18 protein-coding genes are annotated in these 23,716 nt (G+C 50.6%); 12 read left to right on the forward strand and 6 right to left on the reverse strand.

Annotated elements, in window-relative coordinates:
• Positions 1-19 precede the first annotated feature (19 nt).
• The 3 genes from ACTJJS_RS11200 (at position 20) to ACTJJS_RS11210 (ending at position 4,193) form a co-directional block, all read left to right on the forward strand.
• Positions 20-1,150, forward strand: coding sequence for a DegT/DnrJ/EryC1/StrS family aminotransferase (locus ACTJJS_RS11200; protein ID WP_440663760.1), 1,131 nt, complete (start codon positions 20-22; stop codon positions 1,148-1,150).
• Positions 1,141-2,349 (forward strand): hypothetical protein, encoded by a 1,209-nt coding sequence (locus ACTJJS_RS11205; protein ID WP_440663761.1) that lies wholly within the window; start codon positions 1,141-1,143, stop codon positions 2,347-2,349. Before ACTJJS_RS11200 ends, ACTJJS_RS11205 begins: the two co-directional genes overlap by 10 nt.
• Before the next feature lie 332 nt (positions 2,350-2,681).
• Positions 2,682-4,193, forward strand: a complete 1,512-nt coding sequence (locus tag ACTJJS_RS11210; protein ID WP_440663762.1) for a gliding motility-associated C-terminal domain-containing protein — start codon at positions 2,682-2,684, stop codon at positions 4,191-4,193.
• A 9-nt stretch (positions 4,194-4,202) separates the two neighbouring features.
• Here the strand turns inward: ACTJJS_RS11210 and ACTJJS_RS11215 are convergent, their stop codons facing one another.
• Both ACTJJS_RS11215 and ACTJJS_RS11220 read right to left on the reverse strand, forming a co-directional pair.
• Positions 4,203-4,943 (reverse strand): tyrosine-protein phosphatase, encoded by a 741-nt coding sequence (locus ACTJJS_RS11215; RefSeq protein ID WP_440663763.1) that lies wholly within the window; start codon positions 4,941-4,943, stop codon positions 4,203-4,205.
• A gap of 42 nt (positions 4,944-4,985) precedes the next feature.
• A complete protein-coding gene (locus ACTJJS_RS11220) occupies positions 4,986-5,459 on the reverse strand; it encodes a GAF domain-containing protein (protein ID WP_168873018.1) in 474 nt (157 codons plus the stop codon).
• A 294-nt stretch (positions 5,460-5,753) separates the two neighbouring features.
• Between ACTJJS_RS11220 and idi the strand changes: the two genes are divergently transcribed.
• Positions 5,754-6,293 (forward strand): isopentenyl-diphosphate Delta-isomerase, encoded by a 540-nt coding sequence (gene idi / locus ACTJJS_RS11225; RefSeq protein ID WP_168873019.1) that lies wholly within the window; start codon positions 5,754-5,756, stop codon positions 6,291-6,293.
• A gap of 171 nt (positions 6,294-6,464) precedes the next feature.
• Entirely contained in the window at positions 6,465-7,439 is a 975-nt protein-coding gene (locus tag ACTJJS_RS11230; RefSeq protein WP_440663764.1) for a terpene synthase family protein, read from the forward strand.
• Between the two features lie 30 nt (positions 7,440-7,469).
• On the opposite strand, the gene ACTJJS_RS11235 is transcribed toward ACTJJS_RS11230, so the two are convergent.
• Together ACTJJS_RS11235 and ACTJJS_RS11240 are read right to left on the reverse strand one after the other, a co-directional pair.
• A complete protein-coding gene (locus tag ACTJJS_RS11235) occupies positions 7,470-8,513 on the reverse strand; it encodes a hypothetical protein (RefSeq protein ID WP_440663765.1) in 1,044 nt (347 codons plus the stop codon).
• 2 nt (positions 8,514-8,515) lie between these two features.
• Positions 8,516-9,226, reverse strand: a complete 711-nt coding sequence (locus ACTJJS_RS11240; RefSeq protein WP_440663766.1) for a TMEM175 family protein — start codon at positions 9,224-9,226, stop codon at positions 8,516-8,518.
• A 302-nt stretch (positions 9,227-9,528) separates the two neighbouring features.
• On the opposite strand from ACTJJS_RS11240, the gene ACTJJS_RS11245 reads away from it, so the two are divergent.
• The 5 genes from ACTJJS_RS11245 to ACTJJS_RS11265 all read left to right on the forward strand — a co-directional run bounded on the left by ACTJJS_RS11245 (position 9,529) and on the right by ACTJJS_RS11265 (position 16,805).
• Entirely contained in the window at positions 9,529-10,806 is a 1,278-nt protein-coding gene (locus tag ACTJJS_RS11245) for a TolC family protein (protein ID WP_168873023.1), read from the forward strand.
• 69 nt (positions 10,807-10,875) lie between these two features.
• Entirely contained in the window at positions 10,876-11,988 is a 1,113-nt protein-coding gene (locus ACTJJS_RS11250; protein ID WP_440663768.1) for an efflux RND transporter periplasmic adaptor subunit, read from the forward strand.
• Positions 11,989-12,010: 22 nt separating this feature from the next.
• On the forward strand, positions 12,011-15,184 hold the full coding sequence (locus tag ACTJJS_RS11255; protein WP_168873025.1) for an efflux RND transporter permease subunit: 3,174 nt from the start codon (positions 12,011-12,013) through the stop codon (positions 15,182-15,184).
• Positions 15,185-15,198: 14 nt separating this feature from the next.
• Positions 15,199-15,963, forward strand: a complete 765-nt coding sequence (locus ACTJJS_RS11260; RefSeq protein WP_440663769.1) for a class I SAM-dependent methyltransferase — start codon at positions 15,199-15,201, stop codon at positions 15,961-15,963.
• Between the two features lie 191 nt (positions 15,964-16,154).
• Positions 16,155-16,805, forward strand: a complete 651-nt coding sequence (locus ACTJJS_RS11265; protein WP_440663770.1) for a serine O-acetyltransferase — start codon at positions 16,155-16,157, stop codon at positions 16,803-16,805.
• Between the two features lie 79 nt (positions 16,806-16,884).
• On the opposite strand, the gene ACTJJS_RS11270 is transcribed toward ACTJJS_RS11265, so the two are convergent.
• Positions 16,885-19,809: an FAD-binding and (Fe-S)-binding domain-containing protein gene (locus ACTJJS_RS11270; RefSeq protein WP_440663771.1), complete on the reverse strand. Its 2,925-nt coding sequence runs from the start codon at positions 19,807-19,809 to the stop codon at positions 16,885-16,887.
• A gap of 84 nt (positions 19,810-19,893) precedes the next feature.
• Positions 19,894-20,793: a DUF72 domain-containing protein gene (locus tag ACTJJS_RS11275; protein ID WP_440663772.1), complete on the reverse strand. Its 900-nt coding sequence runs from the start codon at positions 20,791-20,793 to the stop codon at positions 19,894-19,896.
• 179 nt (positions 20,794-20,972) lie between these two features.
• Here ACTJJS_RS11275 and ACTJJS_RS11280 point away from each other — a divergent pair, with 179 nt between their 5' ends.
• Positions 20,973-22,391, forward strand: coding sequence for a glycogen synthase (locus ACTJJS_RS11280; protein WP_440663773.1), 1,419 nt, complete (start codon positions 20,973-20,975; stop codon positions 22,389-22,391).
• A 51-nt stretch (positions 22,392-22,442) separates the two neighbouring features.
• Positions 22,443-23,714 carry a glucose-1-phosphate adenylyltransferase gene (locus ACTJJS_RS11285; protein WP_440663774.1) on the forward strand — a complete coding sequence of 424 codons (1,272 nt, stop codon included), beginning with the start codon at positions 22,443-22,445 and terminating at the stop codon, positions 23,712-23,714.
• Positions 23,715-23,716 lie beyond the last annotated feature (2 nt).

Here is a 23,716-nt window from a genome sequence, read left to right on the forward strand (position 1 = left end):
TATTGAAAAACCAAAGAATATGAACGAAAAGATATGGTTGTCATCCCCGCATATGGGCGGACAGGAATTAGAATATGTGAAAGATGCCTTTCAGAGTAACTGGATCGCTCCCCTGGGGCCTAATGTTGACGGATTTGAAGAAGATTTGGCAAAATATACCGGTTCTCCGTTTGTGGCGGCATTGTCTGCAGGTACGGCGGCGCTTCATCTGGCGCTAATTTTGTTGGATGTAAAACAAGGGGATGAAGTATTATGCCAGAGCATGACATTTTCTGCATCTGCTAACCCGATCGCATATCAGGGCGCTATCCCGGTTTTTGTAGACAGCGAAAAAGAAACCTGGAACATGGACCCGGTGTTACTGGAAGAAGCTATTAAAGACCGCATGGCCAAAGGAAAGAAGCCAAAGGCCATTATCCCGGTGCATCTGTATGGTATGCCCGCGAAAATGACTGAGATACTGGCTATAGCTGCCAAATATGAAATTCCCGTAATAGAAGATGCGGCAGAGGCGCTGGGATCTCTTTATCAGGGAAAAGCCTGCGGCACACTGGGAGAAACAGGTATCCTTAGTTTTAACGGCAATAAGATAATTACTACCAGTGGTGGAGGGGCGTTGATCGGCAGGAACGGGGACCAGATAAAAAAGGCCAGGTTCCTGGCTACACAGGCGAGGGACAACGCACCGCACTATGAACATACGCACATTGGTTACAACTACCGGATGAGTAACATTTGTGCGGGTATAGGACGGGGACAGATGCTCGTGTTGAATGACCGTGTGGAGCAACGCCGCAGGAATTTCGACTATTATGTAAAAGAACTGGCAGGTTTGCCGGGAATTACTTTCCTGCAGGAGCCGGAAGGCAGTTTCAGCAACCGATGGCTCACGACTATCCTGGTCAACAAAGAAGCAACCGGCGGGATAAGCCGGGAAACAATCAGGCTGGCGTTGGAAAAAGAGAATATTGAATCAAGGCCGCTTTGGAAGCCCATGCATATACAACCTGTCTTCTCCGGTGCTCCGGCTTTTGTGAATGGCGTTTCGGAAAAACTTTTTGATGACGGTCTTTGTCTACCCAGCGGCTCTAATCTTACAATACAGCAATTGGAAAGTATTGTTATAAATATTAAAAAGTTATGGGACTGAAAATTAATACCGCCCTTCTCCGTACGAAACGGCGAAGTTTTACACTGGCAGCATTGATGCTGTTATCAGGTTTAGGCTGTCTCTCGTCCAGTGCGCAGTTTCCGCCTTTTAAATACAACGAGGGCATAGTAGCTAAATATGCGAATAAACAGGATGCGGCTGCTTTCAGAAGCAAAGCCGCAGCTTTGTCTGCCGGTGCATTTGATCTCACCGGCGTGTTGCCGGCGGGGTATGTAAAGGATGGCACCGTAGATTACACCAGCTATCTGCAAACGGGAATGGACCAGCATAAAACGGTGGTATTCCCTGATTTCCCGGTGTTGATCAACGACAAGGGACTGACTGTCGGGAGCGGAGCCAATATCATTTTTAAGCCCGGTTCCAGGCTGTTGTTACAGCCTACTTCAAAAGACACCTATGAAATGTTAAGGGTGCATAATGTGCAAAATGTAAACATATACTGTCCTGTACTCGAAGGCGACCGTAAAGGCCATCAGGGAAGTACCGGACAATGGGGAATGGGTATTGCCATCCGGGCTTCAAAAAATGTAAATGTCTATGCTCCGCAGGTGTCCAATTGCTGGGGTGATGGTATTTATGTTGGCGGCCTTAAAGGTGTTACCAGTTCCGGTATCAACATTTACAACGCGTGGCTCAATTTCAACAGGCGTAACGGGATGTCCATTTCTTCGGTGGACGGCCTGAAGCTGGTAAAGCCGGTTATAGCCAACACCTTTGGCCAGGCGCCGATGTGCGGTATTGATATTGAGCCAAACAATAATACCGATGTTGTCAATAATGTAATGATGGATAGCCCGGTAACATTAAATAATGCAAAACATGGTATCAATATATCATTGTTCAGGCTCATCGGTTCCAGTCCGAAAGATGTTAATGTAACGATCCGCAATCACCAGGACGACGGCTCCGCCGTTGCCTTTGCCATGGGTGGATTAAAACCGCATTACGATGTGCCGCCTATACAGGGCACTATAGAGATCATTGATCCGGTGTGGAAGAATAACCAGGAGAGGGCTTTCCGAAGCTATAAACCCAACGGTTACGCACCTACTGTGAAGTTCACCAAAGTTTCTGTTTTGAAAACCGACAGGGACGGCCGGGACAAACCGGATGCAGAGAAATTTATGCTGATGAAGAAAACGATCTCCAGTGAAAGTAAAATGAGCATACAGGACTAAATTCAATTGTGTTTCCTCTGCCTTGACTTAAAAGGCAGAGGTTTATTTTTATCATTCCCTTACCTGAATACGCTGCTTCAACGAAACCTGCAATGTTAAGTTTATAAGAATAACATTTTTATCTGTTTGGTATTCAAATGTTTTATTTATTTGTAATAAATATATGTTTGTTTGGTTTTTAACAAACAAAACAACTTATGAAAACAGGGCGTTTTAAGTGACGTGGTTACTATTATCTTATGAAAAAATTGCTATGTTGTCATAGCTGGAATGTTTATAGGGATGCTTTTTGCAGCAGTTTATCCATCCATCGGTATCTTTCCTGGAAAACCTTGTTAGTTGTTTTACTCTTCCTATGGGGTAAAGCAGGGCGGGCTCAGGATATCAACCTGAGAAATCCTTCACTGGAAGGGGTACCGGGACAGGGAAAGGTTCCTGCGTCCTGGATTGTTGCCATGAATACACCTGATATTCAGCCGGGAATTTTTGACATTACTTTACCAGCATCTGACGGAAACACCTACATCGGCTTACACAGCGGGTCATTGTGGCCTGAAGCTATTGCACAGGAACTATCCCTCAAAGGAGGCCGCAGCTATACGGTTTCCATGGACCTGGCATTTACCGCCTTTTATGCATACCGGGCCTGTTATGGAAATATGGCCATTTACGCAGGGGATGCTCCGGGTGATTCTGCGGAATTGCTCTGGCGTTCGGGCCCGTTTTCTCATACCGACTGGAAACGATATACGGCTGTGTTTAATCCGTCAAAGGATTACAAATACATTTCGTTCTGGGCCGATGCCGGTATTCCCTGCGATAAAAGTGCCTATGGGTCTGTTGTACTGATAGACAATCTGTCTGCCTTCATCCGGGAGGTGCCGCAGGTGGTTATTTCCACTGTCCGCACCTGTAAAGGCGCCGCTACGGGAGAGGCTACCCTGAAGCTGCTGAGCAGTTCCGTGGGGAAGTGTTCCTACAAATGGGAGCCTGGCGGGCAAACCAGCAGCCATATTGAAGGCCTTGCTGCCGGCCGCTATGAGGTGACTGTTACGGCTCCTAATGGAACCAGCACCAAAGCGCAGGTCATGATCGAAGAAACTGACCTGAAAAATGAGCTGGTCATCCGGCCATCTCCCTGCAACGGAGACAATCAAAACGAGATCACCTTAAACACCACCGGCGGTGTCCCTCCTTATCGCTATTATTTCAATGGTTCCCAGCACCCCGCCTATGTCGGGACATTTAAAGAACTGCGTCCCGGAAGCTACACCGTGATCGTAAAAGATGACCATGGCTGTGAGGATAAATTATCGCCGGTACAATTAAGGGAACCTGAACCCCTGTTGGTAACAGCGGTAAATGTAAAGGCGCTGAGCTGCAGTGACACGAGAGATGGCCGTATCACCCTGGAAGTATCGGGAGGCGTTGTTCCTTACTCATTCAGCCTGCAGCCTGGTAGCTGGCAGGATAATAATCAATGGAGCCAGTTGGATGCCGGTCGTTATTATTTCGAGATAAAGGATAAGAATGGATGCCATACCAACGGAAATACGGAGGTGCCAAGAAATGACCGTACCTGTGCGGTATATGTTCCTACCGCTTTTAGCCCTAATGGCGACGGTGTCAATGACCTGTTCCGTGCCAGGGTGAACGATGACGTATCTGCATTCAGGATGACCGTCTATAACCGATGGGGAGCTGTTGTATTTGACAGCACCAACCCCGAAGCCGGCTGGAACGGAGCACAGGAGCCCAACGGGACTTACGTGTGGGTGCTTATCTACACCGACAGTAAAAAGCAGGCGCGGAAACAAACAGGGCCACTGGTATTGATAAGATAACGCCTACGCCTATAGGGTACGGTTCTTAAACGGATATTTATCCAGCATGGCCCGCAGCTTTTTGTTCCTGCTGATCTGTGTAATGGCATGAAGATGCCTTTCATGATGCAGGTCCGTGCCTATATAGTCAATCATATCAAGCTCCATCAGTTTTTCTGCCGCCTGTTGAATATGTTTCCCGTAGTACCCTGCAAGGGAAAGCAGGTTGACCTGAAAAAGACAGCCCCATTGTTTGAACCGGTGATAGCTCTCGAAATCGCTGTGACAATAGTTATAACGCTCCGGATGCGCCAACAGCGGCAGGTAGCCTTGTGCTTCCAGCTCGAAGATCCAACGGTGCATCTGCGGTGGTGCAGACATGAACGATATTTCCACCAGCACAAGTTTACCCGTCAGTGTCAATAAAGGCCGCTGCATCAGCTCTTCGAACTGTTCATCCATAAAATACTCCGCGGCATGATGAAACGGAACCGACAGTCCTTTCGCCGCCAGTGCGGCAGATACCTCGCGGTAAGGGCCTGCCATTGTTTGTACGGAGTTGGGGTACCGGTCCATCATCACATGAGGAGTGGTAATTATTTTTTTGATGCCCATGTTATGGAGCTGCTCTATAAAATGCACGGAAGTATCGGTGTCGGGTACACCATCGTCAATACCGGGCAACAGATGTGAATGGATATCTGTTTCCATGAATGACAGCAGCTGTGCCAGCTGTTCGCTTTCCTTGGTTTTATTGCGGAATAAAAACATAATAGGTTTCCTCTAAAGAATATGGCAAAAAAAATCACAGAACTATATCATAATCAATGCCACAATTTCTTCCAGGAATTGCCGGTCTGTTTCATCAAAAGAGGAAAGCCTGTCGCTGTCCACGTCCAGCACACCTGCCACTTCACCTGCTTTCATCAGGGGAACTACAATTTCAGACCTGGAAAGACTGCTGCATGCAATATGCCCCGGGAAGGCTTCCACATCCGGTACAATAAGTGTGGCCGCCTGTGCCCAGCTGGTGCCGCAAACACCGCGTCCTTTACGGATACGGGTGCAGGCAACCGGCCCCTGAAAAGGCCCCAGTACCAGTTCTTCCCCTTTCACCAGGTAAAATCCTACCCAGAACCAGCCGAATTGTTCTTTCAATGCTGCCGCCACATTGGCCAGATTGGCCACCAGATCAGGCTCTCCGTCCAGCAGTCCCTTTATCTGCGGAATGAGCGATTGATATTGTGCGGTTTTATCTCCCTGAATGATCTGTAAGTCTTCTGCCATTTCTTTTTTGCTGCAAAGATACGGTAATCCGGCACTTAAAGGTGCCGGACGAAGAGGTGGTCACCGGACCTTCTTTTCCATTCCGTTTTCCTTTTCCATTCCGTGTCTGCCGCCTGCCGGGCGCACTGCTGACGTATCGCCGCTTTGCGCCTGTTGAAGTGTAATTTTTTTTCACTTTTCCCGTTATTATTGTATATTTATTTGAAGTAACCATTATAGAGAACAGGGCTCATTTTTAGTAATTCGCGATCATTTCAGACAGCTAACAGCTTATTAAATTATCTTTGCTACACTATGAATCAACCTGAAGTAATACTAGTGACTGAATCCGATGAAGCTATAGGTACCATGGAAAAAATGGAGGCGCATCGCAGGGGCCTGTTGCACCGTGCGTTTTCCGTATTTATTTTAAATGATGCCGGAGATATTTTGTTACAACAACGGGCATTGGGCAAATACCATTCTCCCGGTCAGTGGACCAACGCCTGCTGTAGCCATCAGTTTCCCGGCGAATCTACATCGGATGCCGCTCACCGCAGGCTGATGGAAGAAATGGGTTTTGACTGCCCGCTGGAGGAAATTTTTGCTTTTACTTACAGAACAGCTTTTGCCAACGGCCTTATCGAGCATGAATTTGATCATGTGCTTATAGGTACTTACAATGGTGCGATTCACCCCGACAGCACGGAAGTAAATGATTACAGGTATATGTCTGCCACTCAGGTCCTGGCGTTGATGGAGCAGGAACCAGACCGCTTCACCAGCTGGTTCCATCTCGCATTGCCCAGGGTGCTGAAACATTTAAATGTATCCGTCACCACGACTGGTATGTGATCACCCTGTACTTTATTGTTACATCTCATTTGCTGTTAACCGAAATTAGCCAACTTTTTACTGTGCCAACAGGTATGGTGGGCTATTGATATGCCTGCCTGCCGCCGTTTTCCCTGATTCGCCTATGCCATTTCATAACCCTTAATAGTTAACTGCTAAATCCTCAGACACATGACAACGATCCAGTTTCCCCGGGTCCAGTATCCGTTTCCTTCCCGTTTGAATTCCCATGTGGCAGCCGCCCAGCAACATGTAGAAGACTGGGTGCATCATCATGGTTTATTGTCTACCGACAAAGCGAAGGCCCGCTTTGCCAAAGCCCGTTTTGCCTGGCTGGCGGCCCGTGCTTTCCCGGACGCAGGGCTGCACGAGCTCTGTATCATCGCAGATTTCAATACCTGGTTGTTTATCCTCGATGATCAGTGTGATGAGGCGGAAGCCGGTAAAAAATCAGGCTTTCTGCGCAGTGTCATGACCAGTTTCATGGACATCTTCCGTCATCCCGATCCCCGCACACCGGCCAACAACGCGCCGCTGCCGGCAGCGCTCATCAGCATCTGGGAACGGATGAAGGCCATCAGCTCACCGGAATGGCAACAACGCTTTATCCGCAGCATGGAAGATTATTTCAACTCCTGCCTCTGGGAAGCGCAGAACCGCGAAAATCGTATAGTCCCCACCGTGGCCGACTATGTACGGATGCGCCCCTATACCGGCGCCCTTCTCGCCGACGTGGAGGCGATAGATATCATTGAGAAAATATATTTGCCTGCCGATATGCTGCAGCATGCCCTGCTCAAACGCATGGTGCAAGCCTGCAATAACATCGTATGCTGGGCCAACGACCTCTTTTCTTTCCCGAAAGAACATAAGGCCGGTGACGTACATAACCTGGTACTGGTACTACAGCATGAACGCCAATGCTCCCTGCAGGAGGCGGTAGATGAAGCGGCCCGCATGCACAACGAGGAAGTGGCCATATTTGTGGTGCTGGAAAAGTTGCTGCCACTCAGCGGCAGTGAGAAAGATTACGAACTGCTGCGCTACGTGGCGGTACTGCGTTCCTGGATTACCGGCAACTTCGAATGGAGCCTGCACGATACCGGACGCTATAGCGCGATGATGAAAGAGTATGTCAACAGTTGAGAGAAAAATATTCAGCCGTAGCCCCGGGCTTTAGCCCGGGGTTCCCTTACGCTTGTTCATATATTTCTCCAGCCGCTTGCCCAGCCACCAGAAGGAAACAGCCAGGATGGAGAAAAACAGGCCCTTATTGGTGCGGTCCCAGAGATATTCGAAATAACGGGTGTACAGGTCGAGCAAAAGAAAGATAACGCCGAGGTCGCGCAACAGATCATCTTTGAAGCGGATGCCCAATAAGAGGGTAAGGATACACTGCGCACTGAACACTGCCACCCACCATAACAGATGTACCTGTCGCAGTGCCTGCCATTCCTGCCAGGTGCCGCAATTGCCGAAAACAGAGATGAGCCAGCCGGAAAGCAGAAACAGCAGCCAGCCGCCGCCCCAGGTGATTTCTTTTGCCGGCAGGAATATGGCGGTGCGCTTCATCAGCCAGCCGGCGCCTGTCATTACGGCGCCCAGCAAGGCCATACGGCAGGGGAGGTTCATCCCCAGGAAATAAGGCGCATCACCGGTAACATAATAGGTCAGCTTCACATAGGCGGGTATCAGGCACAGCAGCGTGGCAATCCACAACAGCCGTGAATGCAGCGTCAGTGCTACAGCCGCGTACACCACCGTGGCCAGCAGCCAGAAAATGCCATAATTGCCGCCCAGGTAGTCCATGCTTTTGCCAAGGTACACTACGGTAACGCCTGTACTCAGAATCGGTAACAGCCAGAATAGTTCACGGTTAAAAGAGAAGGCAGGCTGGTGCTTGTTACGGCGCCATCCCTGGTAACAAAGGAACACGGTCAGCCCGGCAAACAAAAAAGCGATCACCCCGTCGGTCAGCGAAAATTTCTTCCGTAACACCTCTATCCATTTCTCGTCCAGCACCAGCGATCCAAACGCCATCAGGGCACAGGAAATGGCGGCAATAAAAATATACAGCGTGATCGTCTGCCAGTCATTGGTGCGTACAGTGTAGCTTTTCTGCAGATCATCCGCCTGCGCGTCGCTGAGACGCCCTTCCTGCTGCCACTGCCGGATGACCCGGTGCAAAAACTGACCGTCTCTTTTATCTACTTCGATCATGGTTAACTGGGTTTATCGCCTACATGTACCAGGCGAAGGGTATTACGCTTTTTGATCTTCAACCGGAAATGGTTGAAAAAGATCAACAGCGGGATCAGGCAAAAACTGAGATTTTGTATGGTCGTATTGTCCGGATAAATAAAATAGGCAAGTGCAAGGGCTGTAAACCCGAAGGCCATCGTCAGAAAACTGTATTTCAGCCGCTGGTACAGCAATTCCTTTTCGGTGTGAAGGCCTGCCACCGCCAGTCCCGGCTTGCGCTGGAAAATATAATAGCTTATCCAGAACAGCCCTGCCAGACAGCCGGCCAGGTTAAATAGATAAATATATAACGGTAGCATGAAATGGTTTCCCGTATGCATCATGGCGCCGGTGGAAAAAGGAAAGGTGACAATAAAAAACAGGAAAAAAAGATTGCGATGGATCAGTCCATCGTCATAATGCTGTAAAAAACGGCACAGGTGCAGGTGCCATTTCCAGAAAGTCCCGATGAACAGAAAACTCATCGCGAAAGTGAAAAACTCCATCAGAAAGGGATTCAGTACTTCCCGGTAACCGCCCGCAGGCAAGTGTGCCGGCATGGCCGGTAATTTGATTTCGATGATTAACAGCGTAATGGCAATGGCAAACACAGCATCGCTGAACAACACCGTCCGGTCCAGCTCAAACTCACGGTGTGCAGGTTTTGCTTCCTTTATAACTGACATAGACATAATAAAAACGTATGGCTTTTCGGCAATATACGAAAAGCTGAATAAAGCATCCTGCCACGGTTTTTTTAATCTAACAGTTTCGTATATTCGGGGAGCAGCATTTCCTGTGCGACCGCCTCCGGTCAGATTCTTTTTTGCGTTGCGGCCCTGTCAACCGCCGATCGCTGCTTTACAACCTTTTCTTTTTTCGTTTGTTAGGTATCTATCAATCATCATATACTTTCAATGTTATAAGTATGCGTTGTACCCTTATATTGATTTCTACTTTTTTGTTGTCAGGAATAAATACCACTTACGGGCAGATGGATACAACCAGGGGGAACTACGCCTTTAACCTGGCCGACTGCATACAATACGGGACCGCGCATCATCATGATATGGTCAATGCCAACCTGGACGTGGATTTTTCGAAGGAACAGGTAAAGGAAGCCACCGCAAAGCTGTTTCCCCATGCGGACATCAATGCTAACTTCACCGACAATCTGAAACTGGCCACCTCTCTGATACCCGATATCGCCAGCGGCAACTATGACCGGAAAATTCCCGTGCAGTTTGGTACCCGCTTCAGTTCCAATGCCACCGGCCAGGTAAACCAGACCGTCTTTCAAAGCGATTATTTCCTCGGACTGAAAGCTTCCCGCGTATATCGCGGACTGGCCACCAAAACGCTGACACGTACGGAAATCGATACCAAAGTGGCCATCATCAAGGCCTACTACGCGGTGCTCACCAACCAGGAAAATATCCGCCTGTCGAAATCCAACCTCGACCAGTTGCGTAAAACCCTCACCGACACCAAAGCCCGCTACGATGCCGGAGTGTCCGAAAGGGTAGATGTGGACCGGATACAGGTGTCCTATAATAACGGCGTCACCCAGATCGAAAACCAGATCCGGGAACTCGTATATACGATGCAGTTATTGAAGTTCCAGATGGGCATGCCGCAGGAAAGCAACCTCGAACTCCGGGAAACCGTACAGGACCTCAATGTGGAGTCCTTTTCTGCCGATACGCTCAACTATAAAGTGGAAGACCGTATCGAATACAGCATTCAGAACACCCAGATAGCCCTGAATGAACTCAGCCTGAAAAGCAAGAAGATGGCCTATCTGCCTAAACTGAATTTTTTCGTCAATTACGGGGTCAACTGGTTCTCTACCCGTTTCGGCGACCTGTATAAAGAAGGTTTCGGGGCTTCTGCGCTGGGTCTCAATTTATCATGGTCCATTTTTACCGGCACGGAAAGGCTCCATCAGATCCAGGAAGAACGGATCACCCTGAAAAAATCACAAAATGATCTCGACTTCCTGTCACAACAGATCAAGCTGGAGGTAAAGAGCGCTAATACTGCCTACGAAAGCAATAAAGCCACGTTCGTTACACAGAAGACGAATATGGCCCTAACGCAGGGCATATACGACCGCATCGTGCTGAAGTTTGAACAGGGCGTGGCCACCAGCCTGGACGTGATCTCTGCGGAAAGCCAGCTTACACAGGCCCGGACAGACTACGTCAATGCCATGCTCAATACCCTGATCAGCAAAACAGACCTGGACAAGGCCACAGGCAGAATTAAATAATACAGCAACTCATACAACAATTATTAATTTTTTCTCCATATGCACCTGAAATCAAATTGGATCATAATCGTGGTTGCACTGCTGGGTACTGCCTGTGGCGGTGGAAAAAAACAACAGCAACAGGCGGCCATGATGGGCATGATGAAGGCAACCGTTGTAGCGCAGGAAGTAGTGCCGGCTTCCTATACCGTGCACTCTCAATTCCCGGCCACGCTGACGGCGCATGATGAAGTGGCTATCCGCTCGGACGTGACCGGCTATCTCTCCGGTATCAAAGTAAAAGACGGAAGTATGGTGAAAAAAGGACAGCCACTATACGAGATAGATAAAAGCCGTTATGTGGCCGCTTACGGCCAGGTGGCTGCCACCCAGCAACAGGCCGAAGCTGACCTCGCCCAGAAAGAAAAGGATTATGAGCGGTATAAGACCCTGCTGGAGCACGACGCTATCTCCCGGCAGACGGTAGACCAGGCGTACACCGCCGTGATGACTTCCAAAGCTAACCTGGCGGCCGCCAAGGCAGCCGTGGCCCGCGCCGGCACGGACGTCAACCACGCTGTTATCCGTGCCCCCGTCAGCGGCAGCATCGGTATCGTACAGATCAAAGTAGGCGATATCGTCAACGCCGGCCAGACACTGATCAACACTCTCGTCAATGAACATCCCATTTTCGCCGACTTCGACGTGCCACAAGCCAGCATCCCGCAGTTCCTGCGCATTCAGAAAGGACAGGGCGATGAAAAATTCTTCCTGAAATTCACCAACGGCGAAACCTACGGGGAACAGGGGAAAATACAAGCCATCAATAATATCGTGGACCCGCAGACCGGTACCATCCGGGTGCGCCTGGTATTTGATAATAAAGACAACCAGCTGAAGTCAGGCATGAGCGGCGTAGTGGTCATGCAGTACGCCACCCCCGCCACACAGGTGGCCATTCCTGCTAAAGCAATTGTAGAAACCCTCTCCGAAACTTCCGTGATGACGCTCACGAAAGACAACGTCGTACAGCCGGTGCATATCACGCCCGGCCCCGTCGCCGACACCATGCTGATCGTGGAAAGCGGCCTCAAGGCCGGCGACAGGATCATCGTGGAAGGCCTTCAGAAAGTAAGGCCCGGAGATACGGTGAATGTGGCCGGTCCGGGCACACCGGCAGCACCGCCGGCAGGTAAACATTAATTCCTAAAATCGCCATCACAGTATGATTTCAAAAACTTTTATAGAGCGCAAGAATACTACGATAGTTATATCCATCATCCTGGTGATTGTAGGGTTGATCTGCATGTTTAACCTGCCTATTGCCCAGTTGCCCGATATTGCGCCACCCGTGACAGACGTGCGGGCTGTGTATGTGGGCGCCAACTCCACCACAGTGGAAGAAACGGTGACCACGCCCATCGAAAACCAGGTGAACGGTACGCCCGGCGCCATGTACATACAGTCCGTAAGCGCCAACGACGGCTCCATGAGCATCACCGTTACGTTCAACCTCGGCACCGATCCCGATATCGCTACGCTCGACGTACAAAACAGGGTAAGCCTCGCACTCCCCAGTACGCCGGACGAAGTAAGGCGTGTAGGGGTGACCGTTAAAAAACGTTCTAATGACATGTTGATGGTGATCGGGCTTAACTCACCCAAAGGCAAACATACCCGTGAATTCCTCGACAACTACATCAATATCTATCTCAAACCGGAACTGGCCCGTATCGAAGGGGTCGGCGATGTGAACGTGTTCTCACAGGACTATAGCATGCGTATATGGCTCAACCCCGACAAGATGGCGGCGCTCAACCTGACCGCTGCCGATGTTGCCCGGGCCATCACCGAACAGAACCAGCAGGTGCCTGCCGGTAGTATCGGGGCGCCGCCTATGTCACGTACACAGGCTTTTGAATATACGGTAAGCGTAAAAGGCCGTCTGGCCACTTCAGAAGAATTTGGCAACGTAGTGGTAGCGAAAAACCCGAACGGCGGCCTCGTTCGCCTGCGTGACGTGGCCCGCATCAACCTCGGCTCTTTCAGCTATGCCATCGACGCCAAAGCGGACGGTAAAACCGGTAGCGGTCTGGCCATCTACCTGGCGCCCGGCGCCAACGCGCTCAATGTGAACGACCGGGTGATCGCTAAAATGGAAGAACTAAGCAAGTCTTTTCCGGAAGATGTGAACTGGCTCATTCCTTTTGAAACGACTTCATTCGTAAAAATATCCATCAATGAGGTGATCCACACCTTCCTCGAAGCGCTCGCACTGGTGGTGATCGTGGTGTTTGTGTTCCTGCAAAACTGGCGTGCCACCATCATCCCGATATTGGTAATTCCCATCTCGCTGATCGGTACCTTTATTTTCTTCCAGTTACTTGGGTTTTCCATCAACACCCTTACCCTCTTCGGTTTCGTACTGGCCATCGGTATCGTGGTGGACGACGCCATCGTGGTGGTGGAAGCGGTCCAGCACCATATAGATGCCGACCTGATGTCGCCACGGGAAGCTACTTTCAAGGCCATGTCCGAGGTGCAGGCGCCGGTAATCGCTATCGCGCTGATCCTCGCAGCGGTGTTTGTGCCGGTGGCATTTATTCCAGGGGTAAGCGGACGCTTGTACCAGCAGTTTGCGCTCACCATCGCGTTCTCCGTGTTGCTCTCGGCTTTCCTGGCGTTAACGCTCACGCCGGCGCTCACAGCCATTTTGCTGCGGCCGGCACATCTCACTAAAAAATCCCACGGGCTCAATAAGTTCTTTTATAAGTTCAACGAATGGTTTACCCGTGTTACCAACCGTTATGGCAACATGGTGATGCGTTCCATCCGTTTTACGCCGGTAGTGCTCATTTTGCTGGCCGTGTTGTTTGTCGCCGCTTTTTATCTTTTTAAGAAGACGCCCACCACCTTTGTGCCCCAGGAAGACATGGGTGCCCTCTTTATCGCATTGGAACTGCCGGAAGCTTCTTCCACCGAACGAACGAAAGAAGTGGTGGATGAAATCGGGAATATCCTCAGCGCTGACAGCGCCGTTAACCACTTCTTCGGCATCACCGGGATGAACTTTGTGGCCAATGCGGTGAAACCCAACTCCGGCACCTTCTTCGTGAGCCTCAAACCATGGGACGAGCGCTATGCGCATGGAGACGATATCGGTAAGGTATTGGGCCGCATACAGGGAGCCGCCTCCCGTATCATAGGCGCCACGATCATTGCTATTCCCGCGCCCACACTGCGTGGTATGGGTACTTCGGGCGGTTTCTCGTTCGTGCTGGAACAGAAAAGCAATCCGGATATTAAGCAGTTCACCCAGGTAATGGGACAGTTCCTCATGGCCGCCAACCAGCGGCCGGAAATTGCGCGGGCCTACGCTTTCTTCAGCGCCAATACGCCGCAGTTCAATGTGGAAGTGGACAGGGACAAGTGTAAACAATTGGGCGTGGCCGTCAGCGACGTGTTCAATGCCTTGCAAACTTTCCTCGGCGGCCTCTATGTCAACGACTTCACGCGGTTCAGTCGCAGTTTCCGCGTGGTGATGCAGGCAGACTCGCTATATCGCACCAGCATTGATAATCTCGCTACTTATTACGTCCGTAATAACCTGGGGCAGATGGTGCCGCTCAGCGCGCTCATCACCTCCAAAAAAGGCGCAGGCGCTCCGGTAATCAACCACTTTAACCTCTACCGCTCCGTGGAAATAGACGGGGACAGTAAAGTAGGCTACAGTAGCGGTGACGCCATCAAAGCCTTACAGGAAGTGGCTGCCAAGGTGTTGCCGGAAAATTTCGGTTACGAGTGGACCAACGTGTCGTTGCAGGAAATCAAAGCGGGTAACAGCAGTGTGTTGATATTCATGTTGTCTATCCTGTTTGTGTTCCTGCTGCTCACCGCCTTGTACGAGAGCTGGTCAGTACCATTCTCCGTACTGCTGGCCGTACCGGTGGCGTTGTTTGGTTCCATCGCCGCGCTGGCGCTCACCAAACAGGCCAACAGCGTATATTCCCAGATTGGTCTGATCACGTTGATCGGTCTGGCCGCTAAAAATGCCATCCTGATCGTGGAGTTCTGCAAAGAGCGTGTAGACAGGGGAATGCCATTGCTGGATGCCACGCTGGAAGCCGTGAAGCTGCGTTTCAGGCCTATCCTGATGACATCCTTTGCGTTTATCCTTGGCGTGGTGCCGCTGTGCCTCGCGAAAGGCGCAGGCGCCGCTTCCCGTGTTAATATAGGCTTCACCGTTATTGGCGGGATGCTGGCCGCCACTATCCTTGGCGTGTTCACCGTTCCGGTATTGTATGTGCTCATCACCAAACTGGCTTACGGTAAAAAGAAACTGGCAGAGCTGGAAGCACACGGCAATGAAGAAAAGAAACCCAAAGGTCTGGGTGAATAACATAGTTTTATACCATGAAAAGTACAGAACGCTTCAGCAACAGGGTGGACAACTATGTAAAGTACCGGCCGCATTACCCGGTAGCAATCATACCATACCTGGCTGCCGAAGCAGGGCTTACGCAACAGTCAGTAATAGCCGATATAGGCTCCGGTACCGGTATTTCTGCAGAACCTTTTCTGGACAACGGCAATGTCGTTTATGCGGTGGAGCCTAATAAGGAAATGCGGGAGGCTGCTGAAAAACTGCTGCAGCGGTATCCTAACTTCCGGAGTATAACGGGAACGGCAGAACGTACCACCCTGCCTTCCCGCTCAGCAGACCTGATCGTTGCCGGGCAGGCTTTTCACTGGTTCAATCAGGAAGCCGCCGGCGAAGAGTTCCGGCGTATCGCAAAAGAAAATGCCTGTGGCGTACTGATGTGGAACTTCCGGCAGATGAACACTCCCTTTGAACAAGCCTATGAAAACCTGCTGCATCAGCATGGGATTGACTATAAAGACATGAAACACCGGAATGTGGGGCCGGCACAGCTGGGCATCTTTTTTGCAGCAGGCAGCTTCCGGGAGAAAACTTTTCAAAATGTGCAACGTTTTGATTTTCCTGCGCTGAAAGGACTGTTATCCTCTTCATCGTATATGCCGGATAAGACACATTCCGGTTATACGGCCATGGTAAAGGATCTGGAGGATATCTTTGAAAAGTACCAGGAAAACGGGATGGTCCTGTTCCGGTATGAAACAAAATTATACACAGGCTTAATAGCGCACACACGCTGAATGTGAAATTGTTTTCTATCTTTGCTGCCGTCAGAATAGTAGAACAGAAAATTGAAAAACCTTTAATAACCTGCTGAACACAGGTCTTTTTTATATGCCATATCTTATCAGGAGCAGCATCTCATGGCTGGCTTCCTTCCTCCGGCAATGAAAATACCTGAGTGGCACACACTATTATTAATCAAAACAATATGGGTTTTTGGGATAAAATAAAGATGGACCTGTCATGGTATAACGTTAGAAACGGCGTACCTACCGCACCCCGGGGTGGAAAAGGAAAGCTGTTGTTACTCGTTGTCCAAAGGGCTTTAAAAAGCGAGGCCTTCCATGCAGTGTTGTTATTCAGATTATGTAGCTACTTCCATAGTAAGCGGATAAAAATACTGACTTTTTATTATTCGAACCGCCTCCGGCGCCGTTATGGTTCTACGCTGGCGCATACTGCAGACATTGCCGGCGGGCTCCGTTTGCCACATCCCTATGGTGTGATCATTGGGGGGAATGTTAAAATAGGGGCTATGACCACTATCGGGCAGCATGTGACCCTCGGCGGCAATTTCGGAAAAACGAAAGGCAACAGGACCACCCCTGTAATAGGCAGCTGGTGTTTTATTTGTGCCGGCACAGTGATAGCAGGCCCTGTCACTGTAGGAGATGATGTGATCATCGGGGCCAACTCCACGGTGAGCAGAGATGTGCCGGACCATGTTATTGGCGGCGGTAATCCGTTTGTAATAGGTAAAGTGAAGGAACCGGGAACGGCGGTGGAACTGAACAAAATTCTGTATGCAAAATTTTATGGTTACCCCGATGAGGTGGTGAACAATATCGGTCTTCGGTAAAACTTAGTATAACCAACATAAAAAAGCGAAGGGACCTGGTCCCTTCGCTTTTTTTGTTTAATAGTATATCGTCGTCTTTTTAAATCAGGCTGTCAAATAATATTTCCACCGGATGTTGTGCTTTTACGCCGGTGCCGTCTTTCACCTGGTGGCGGCAGCTGGTGCCGGGAGCGGCTATCAGCGTACCGGTGGCGGCGTTGCGTACTGCCGGGAACAGCACCATTTCCCCGATCTGCATACTAAGGTCGTAGTGCTCTTTTTCGTAGCCAAAGGAGCCGGCCATACCGCAACAGCCGGAAGGGATTACTTCCACGGTGTAATGCTGCGGGATAGAAAGCATCTTCTTGCTGTGCAGCGCAGAGGACAGGGCTTTCTGCTGACAGTGCCCGTGCAGCTTGATCTGCTGCGGTTGCGTGGTGAACTGTGCTGCGGTAATATTTCCTTTCTCTGCTTCGCTGGCAATAAATTCATCGATCAGGAAACAGTTCTTAGCCAATGTTTGCGCCTGCTGACGAAGGTTTTCGCGGACAAGGTCAGGGTACTCGTCGCGGAAGCTGAGGATGGCAGAAGGTTCTACGCCCAGCAGCGGAACGTTGTCGTTGATAACGGCACTGAATATACGAACATTCTCTTCTGCCAGTTCACGTGCCTTACGCAGCAGTCCTTTGGACATATACGCACGGGCGCTCTCCGGGTGGTCGATCATTTTCACTTCATAGCCGAGGCGTTGCAGCAATTGCACGGCTTTAATGCCAACAGGCGTGTCGTTATAGTTGGTGAACTCATCACAGAAAAGATAGACGGTGCGGTTGCCGGTGCCTTGCTTTTCTTTTGGCCAGGTTTGCCGGAACCATTTCCGCAGCGTGGTATGGTGCAGTTCCGGCAGTGAGCGTTTGGACGCAAAACCGCTGAACTTGCGGATAATGCCGCCGGTAAAGCTGTTGTTGATCAGCCCATTGTAGATGCCTGGCGCAATAGCAGCGAGACCGGACAGTTTGGAAAAATTGCCTATCATTTTGGCCCGCAGGGGGACGCCGTTGGCGTCGTGGTAATGTTGCAGGAATTCCATCTTCAGTTTGGCCATGTCCACGTTGGACGGGCATTCTGACTTACAGCCCTTGCAGGCGAGGCAGAGGTCCAGTACGTCGTAGATCTCTTTATGGTCGAAGCGGTTTTCTTTGGTGGAGTGCGTCAGGAACTCCCGCAGGATGTTGGCCCTGGCACGGGTGGTATCTTTTTCGTTGCGGGTGGCCATGTAGCTGGGGCACATAGTGCCACCGCTGAGCGGCGTCTTGCGGCAGTCGCCGGAACCGTTGCATTGCTCTGCGTGCTGCAGAATGGTCTGTTCCGGGAAATGGAAGATGGTATGGAAGTCCGGTGTTTTTTGTCCGGGCTCGTAGCGCAACATGCTGTTCATGGACGGTGTGTCCACGATTTTATGAGGATTGAAGATATTTTCAGGGTCCCAGGTGTATTTGATCTGCCGTAGCAGTTCATAGTTTTTTTCGCCTACCATCTGGCGGATGAATTCTCCGCGCAGGCGGCCGTCGCCATGTTCACCGCTGAGAGAGCCATTGTATTTTTTGACGAGGGTCGCGATTTCTTCCGCGATTTTTCTGAAAAGCTGATTGCCTTCTTCCGTTTTCAGGTTGATGATAGGGCGGAGGTGGATTTCGCCGCTGCCGGCGTGGGCGTAGTGTACCGCATGCAGGTTGTACTGCTGCAGGATGACGTTGAAGTCACGAATAAAATCGGGGAGGTCTTCCACGGCCACGGCGGTATCTTCAATTACCGGAACGGCTTTTTCGTCACCGGGGAGGTTACTGAGCAGTCCCAGTCCCGCTTTGCGGAGGGTCCATATTTTTTTGGTATCGTCCCCAAAGAGGAGCGGGAAGTGGTAACCCAGTCCGGCGGCGCGCAGCTGGGCTTCCAGTTTGCCGGCTATTTCCTTCACTTCTTCGCGGGTGTTGCGGCAGAATTCCACCACGAGGATGGCGCCGGGATCTCCCTGTACGAAAAAGCGATTTTTACGTTGTTCGATATTGTCTTTGGTGCATTCCAGGATGAAATGGTCTATCAGTTCGCTGGCGCTGGGTTTGTATTCCATCACCTGGATATTGGCCCGCAAGGATTCATCGACACTGTTGAAATGGATGCACAGCAAGCCGGTTTCTTTTGGGGGAAGCGGATCGATGTGCAGTTTTATTTCTGTGATAAACGCGAGGGTGCCTTCGGAGCCTGCGATGAGTTTGCAGAAGTTAAAATCTTCGGTGCCGGCGGTAAAAGGAGCTGTTTCCAGCAGCATGTCCACGGCGTAGCCGGTATTGCGGCGGGGGATGCTCTTCTTGGGAAATTCGCGGCGTATCTCCTCCTGGTTGCGATAGTCGCTGAGGGTGCTGCGTATCTGCCGGTAGATACGGGTCTCGAGCGTGTCGGGGCCTTCGCATTTGGCATGAAAGGCATCAGGGCTGAGGGTGCTGAAGGTGACTTCTTCACCGTTGCTCAGTAATGCTTTTACTTCCAGCAGGTGTTCGCGGGTACTGCCGTACACAACGCTGTTGGAGCCACAGGAGTTGTTGCCCACCATCCCGCCAATCATGGCGCGGTTGGCGGTGGATGTTTCAGGGCCAAAATAAAAGCCGTGCGGCTTCAGGTACATGTTCAGCTCGTCGCGGATGACGCCGGGCTGCACCCGTACCCAGTTTTCGGAAGTATTGAGCTCCAGTATTTTCGTGAAGTTGCGGGACACGTCGGTAATGATACCGTTGCCTACCACCTGGCCTGCCAGCGAGGTGCCTGCCGTGCGGGGTATCAGCGATGTTTTGTTGGTACGCGCAAAAGAGATGAGTTTCTTCAGGTCGTCTGTTGATTCAGGGATGGCCACGGCCAGCGGCATCTCACGGTATGCCGACGCATCGGTGGCATAGAGTGTCCGCATGGTATCGTCTGTATAAAGCGTTCCTTCCAGTTCCTGGGCCAATTGTTCCAGCTTTTCGCGCATCATGGTATGTACCGGGTTTAGAGAGGGCGAAATTAATATTTCAGTCCGGCTTTTTTATCTCTTGTAATGTATTCGTCAAAAAAAACACTATTCCTTTACAAATTGCGGCTTTTTTACCTGTAGCCCGCAGACGGCTTCTATTCTGTCGGCCAGGTAGGCGGCCAGGTCGGGCGACAGGGCTTCGTCGTGCATGTGCATGAAGAAATAGACTTCCTGTAAACCGTTGTCCAGCCAGTATTTGATGCGGTTGGCCCAGTCGTCGATACGGGTGTAGTCGGTAGGATGCAGGCTGTTGCCCACAAAACGGATGAATATTTTAGGGACGGTCAGGTGCATATGGGCGCAGTCCCTTCTGCCGGCGGTATCGGTGATAATGGCGCCTACTTTCAGTTCCCTCAGCTTGTCAAACAGTTCCAGCCGGACGGCTTCATCTTCATACCATTCCTTATGCCTTACTTCCAGGAAAAACTGCAAGTCAGTAGGCAGCGAGGCCAGGTAATCGTATAGGGCTTTCCGTTTGGCGGGGCCGTACTTGTCGCTCAGCTGCAGGAAGATAGGTCCCAGGTGTTTGCCGAAGGCCAGCACGCCTTCCAGGAAAGAAGTGGTCCTGGGGCCGGCCGTAGCGGGACTGAGATTGCTGAAATGGCTGATGGCCTGTGGTACTTTGGGACAGAATTTAAACTCCAGGCCTTTGGCCGATGCGTCCCATTTGGAGATGGTGTCCGGCCCGTAGATCTGGTAGTGGGTGGCATTGAGCTCAATGCTGTTGAAATGGCGCACATATTCCGGAAGGAAAAGGGCTTCTTTGGTGCCTTTGGGATATATTTTCCCGATCCATTCCTTGCGTCCCCATTTGGCGCAGCCCAGCCAGGCCTGCGGTTTCTTAACGGGCTTGCCTTTCAGCACTTTTTTGTTGAAAAGCGGTTCAGCGGGCAGTTTGAAGTCCAGTTCTTCCAGCTCCGCAGGTGTAACACGGCCAAAATCCATAACAGGAGGTTTTAACGGATGCACATGACAATCACCGGTAAAGGATAAGTGTAGGTACTGCAAATATACTAAAAGCCGGGGGCTGCGGCGGTAAAACACACTGCTAAAATAAAATGGCCGAAACCCTTTGTTTTCTTGTTTTTACCAATTAACTTAAATTAGATTATCAATTATTTAGCATGGAGATTTTACACGTTAGCGCGGAATGTTACCCGGTAGCCAAAGTAGGTGGGCTCGGTGACGTGGTAGGGGCATTGCCCAAATACCAATACGAGCTGGGGGCCATCGCCAAAGTGGTGGTGCCGGCCTACAGGAACAAATATTATGATACGCATGAATTTGACGTGGTGCACCAGGCTGGCATGTGGCTGGGACACGACTGGTACCATTTCAATGTTTTAAAGGAGCGCAACAATGAACTGGGCTTCGATTTATACCTGGTAGACATCCCCGGCCTGCTGGACACCCCCGGGGTATACGGTTACCCTAATGACACCGAGCGTTTCCTCGCTTTCCAGATCGCTGTGCTGGACTGGATCAACGAGTGGAACCATCAGCCGGATGTAATTCACTGTCACGATCATCATACTGGTCTGATTCCTTTTCTGATGAGCTACGGCTACAAGTATGAGCGCATGAAGGAAGTCCCCTCCGTGCTGACTATTCATAATGCCCAGTATCAGGGCCAGTTTGGATGGGACAGGCTGTACCTCATCCCGTCTTTCGACCTGTGGAAGGCCGGCCTGCTGGACTGGGGCGGGGCCATCAATCCGCTGGCCGCTGCCATCAAATGTGCCTGGCGCGTAACCACCGTGTCGCCGGGTTACCTGGAAGAACTGTATCAGAACGCTAACGGCCTCGAATGGCTGATCAGTCATGAAAAAGCCAAAACGGCGGGCATCATCAATGGTATCGATACGGCTGTATGGGACCCGGAAACGGACCACATGGTACAGGCCAACTATGATCTGGAGACGGTAGCACAGGGAAAGAAAGAAAACAAACAAGCCCTCTGTGAACGGTTCGGTTTCGATGTCTCGCTGCCGCTGGTATCCTTTATTGGCCGGCTGGTAGGAGATAAGGGCGCCGACCTGTTGCCTGAGATCATTGGCCGCTCTTTGCGTGAACTGCCAGGTGAGGTAAACTTCCTCGTACTGGGTAGCGGAGATCCATATGTGGAATGGTCACTACAACAAACCCGGCATGACGTAAGCTATGGGTTTAATCTCCATATTGGCTACAACGAAGCACTGTCACACCTGATATATGCCGGCAGCGATTTTCTGCTGATGCCGTCCAGAGTAGAGCCCTGCGGGTTAAACCAGCTCTATGCCCTGCGTTACGGAACAGTGCCCATGGTCCGTAGTACCGGCGGATTAAAAGATACCGTGACCGATTTTGGAGATCCCGGCGGTTTTGGCATACGTTTTAATCAGGCAGGGGTATGGGACGCCTGTTACTCCGTAAAACGTGCAGTGGAACTGTTCAACGATACCGCCCACCTGTCGGAAATCCGCCTGCGTGGCATGCGGCTCAATCACTCGTGGGGACGCTCGGCCCAACAGTACCTCGATGTCTACCAGAGCATGAAAGGCTAAATCATTATTATAACGCACTGCGAATTCATAATCTAAACCAACGTCCACACTATGACTAAAGATGTTATATCCATTATTCTCGGAGGCGGTGCAGGTACCCGCTTATATCCCCTTACCCGCCGCAGGTCTAAACCGGCCGTGCCCCTTGCCGGTAAATACAGACTGGTGGATATTCCCATCTCCAACTGCCTGAACGCGGAACTGAACCGTATTTTCGTTTTAACCCAGTTCAACTCCGCCTCGCTTAACAAACACATCAAAAACTCCTACCATTTCAGTCATTTCGACAAAGGGTTTGTAGATATCCTGGCTGCGGAACAAACCCCTGATAACCCTACGTGGTACCAGGGCACCGCAGACGCCGTAAGGCAGTGTTTGCACCATGTGGAGAATTTCGATTTTAAATATGTGCTGATCCTCTCCGGTGACCAGTTGTACCAGATGGATTTCAGGGACATGATCCAGCATCACATAGAAACCGGTGCGGAAATTTCGATTGCCACTATTCCGGTATCTGCCAAAGATGCTTCGGATTTTGGTATCCTGAAAACCGATGATTCCGGCGCCATCGTTTCCTTTACAGAGAAGCCGTCACAAGACGTTCTGCCGCCATGGGCCTCAGAAGTAAGTGAAGAGATGAAAAATGCCGGACGGGTATACCTTGCCAGTATGGGCATCTATATCTTCAGCCGCGACGTGCTCTTCAATATGCTGGGCAAACAACCAGAAGCGGCCGACTTCGGCAAACAAGTCATCCCGGAAGCGATAGAGGCCAAAGCGCGTGTATTCAGCTATCAGTATGAAGGCTACTGGACAGATATCGGTAATATCTCCTCTTTCTGGGAAGCCAATATCGGGCTCACAGATGATATCCCGCAGTTTAACCTCTTTAACGAATCACAGACCATCTACTCCAGGGCCAGGATGCTTCCCCCCGCCAAAATATCCGGTACCATGGAGAAAACAATCATCGCCGATGGTTGTATTATTATGGCAAGCCGGTTGGAGCGCTGCGTGGTAGGTATCCGTACCCGTATCGGCAAAGGCTCGGTGATCTCCAACACCTATATCATGGGAAGCGACTATTACCAGACCCACGACGAACTGGACAGGGCCAGTGCTGAAGGCCGCCCACCAATGGGGATAGGTGAAAACTGCGTGATCGACAAGGCTATCATTGATAAGAACTGCAGTATCGGAAACAACGTACATATCAAAGGCGGAGACCATCTGCCGGATGGAGACTTTGAAAAATATACGGTGAAAGACGGCATTGTTGTTGTTAAAAAAGGAGTAGTCCTGCCGGACGGATTCAATATCTAACA

This window comes from Chitinophaga sp. 22308 (assembly GCF_052045305.1).
Classification (GTDB): Bacteria; Bacteroidota; Bacteroidia; order Chitinophagales; family Chitinophagaceae; genus Chitinophaga; species Chitinophaga varians_A.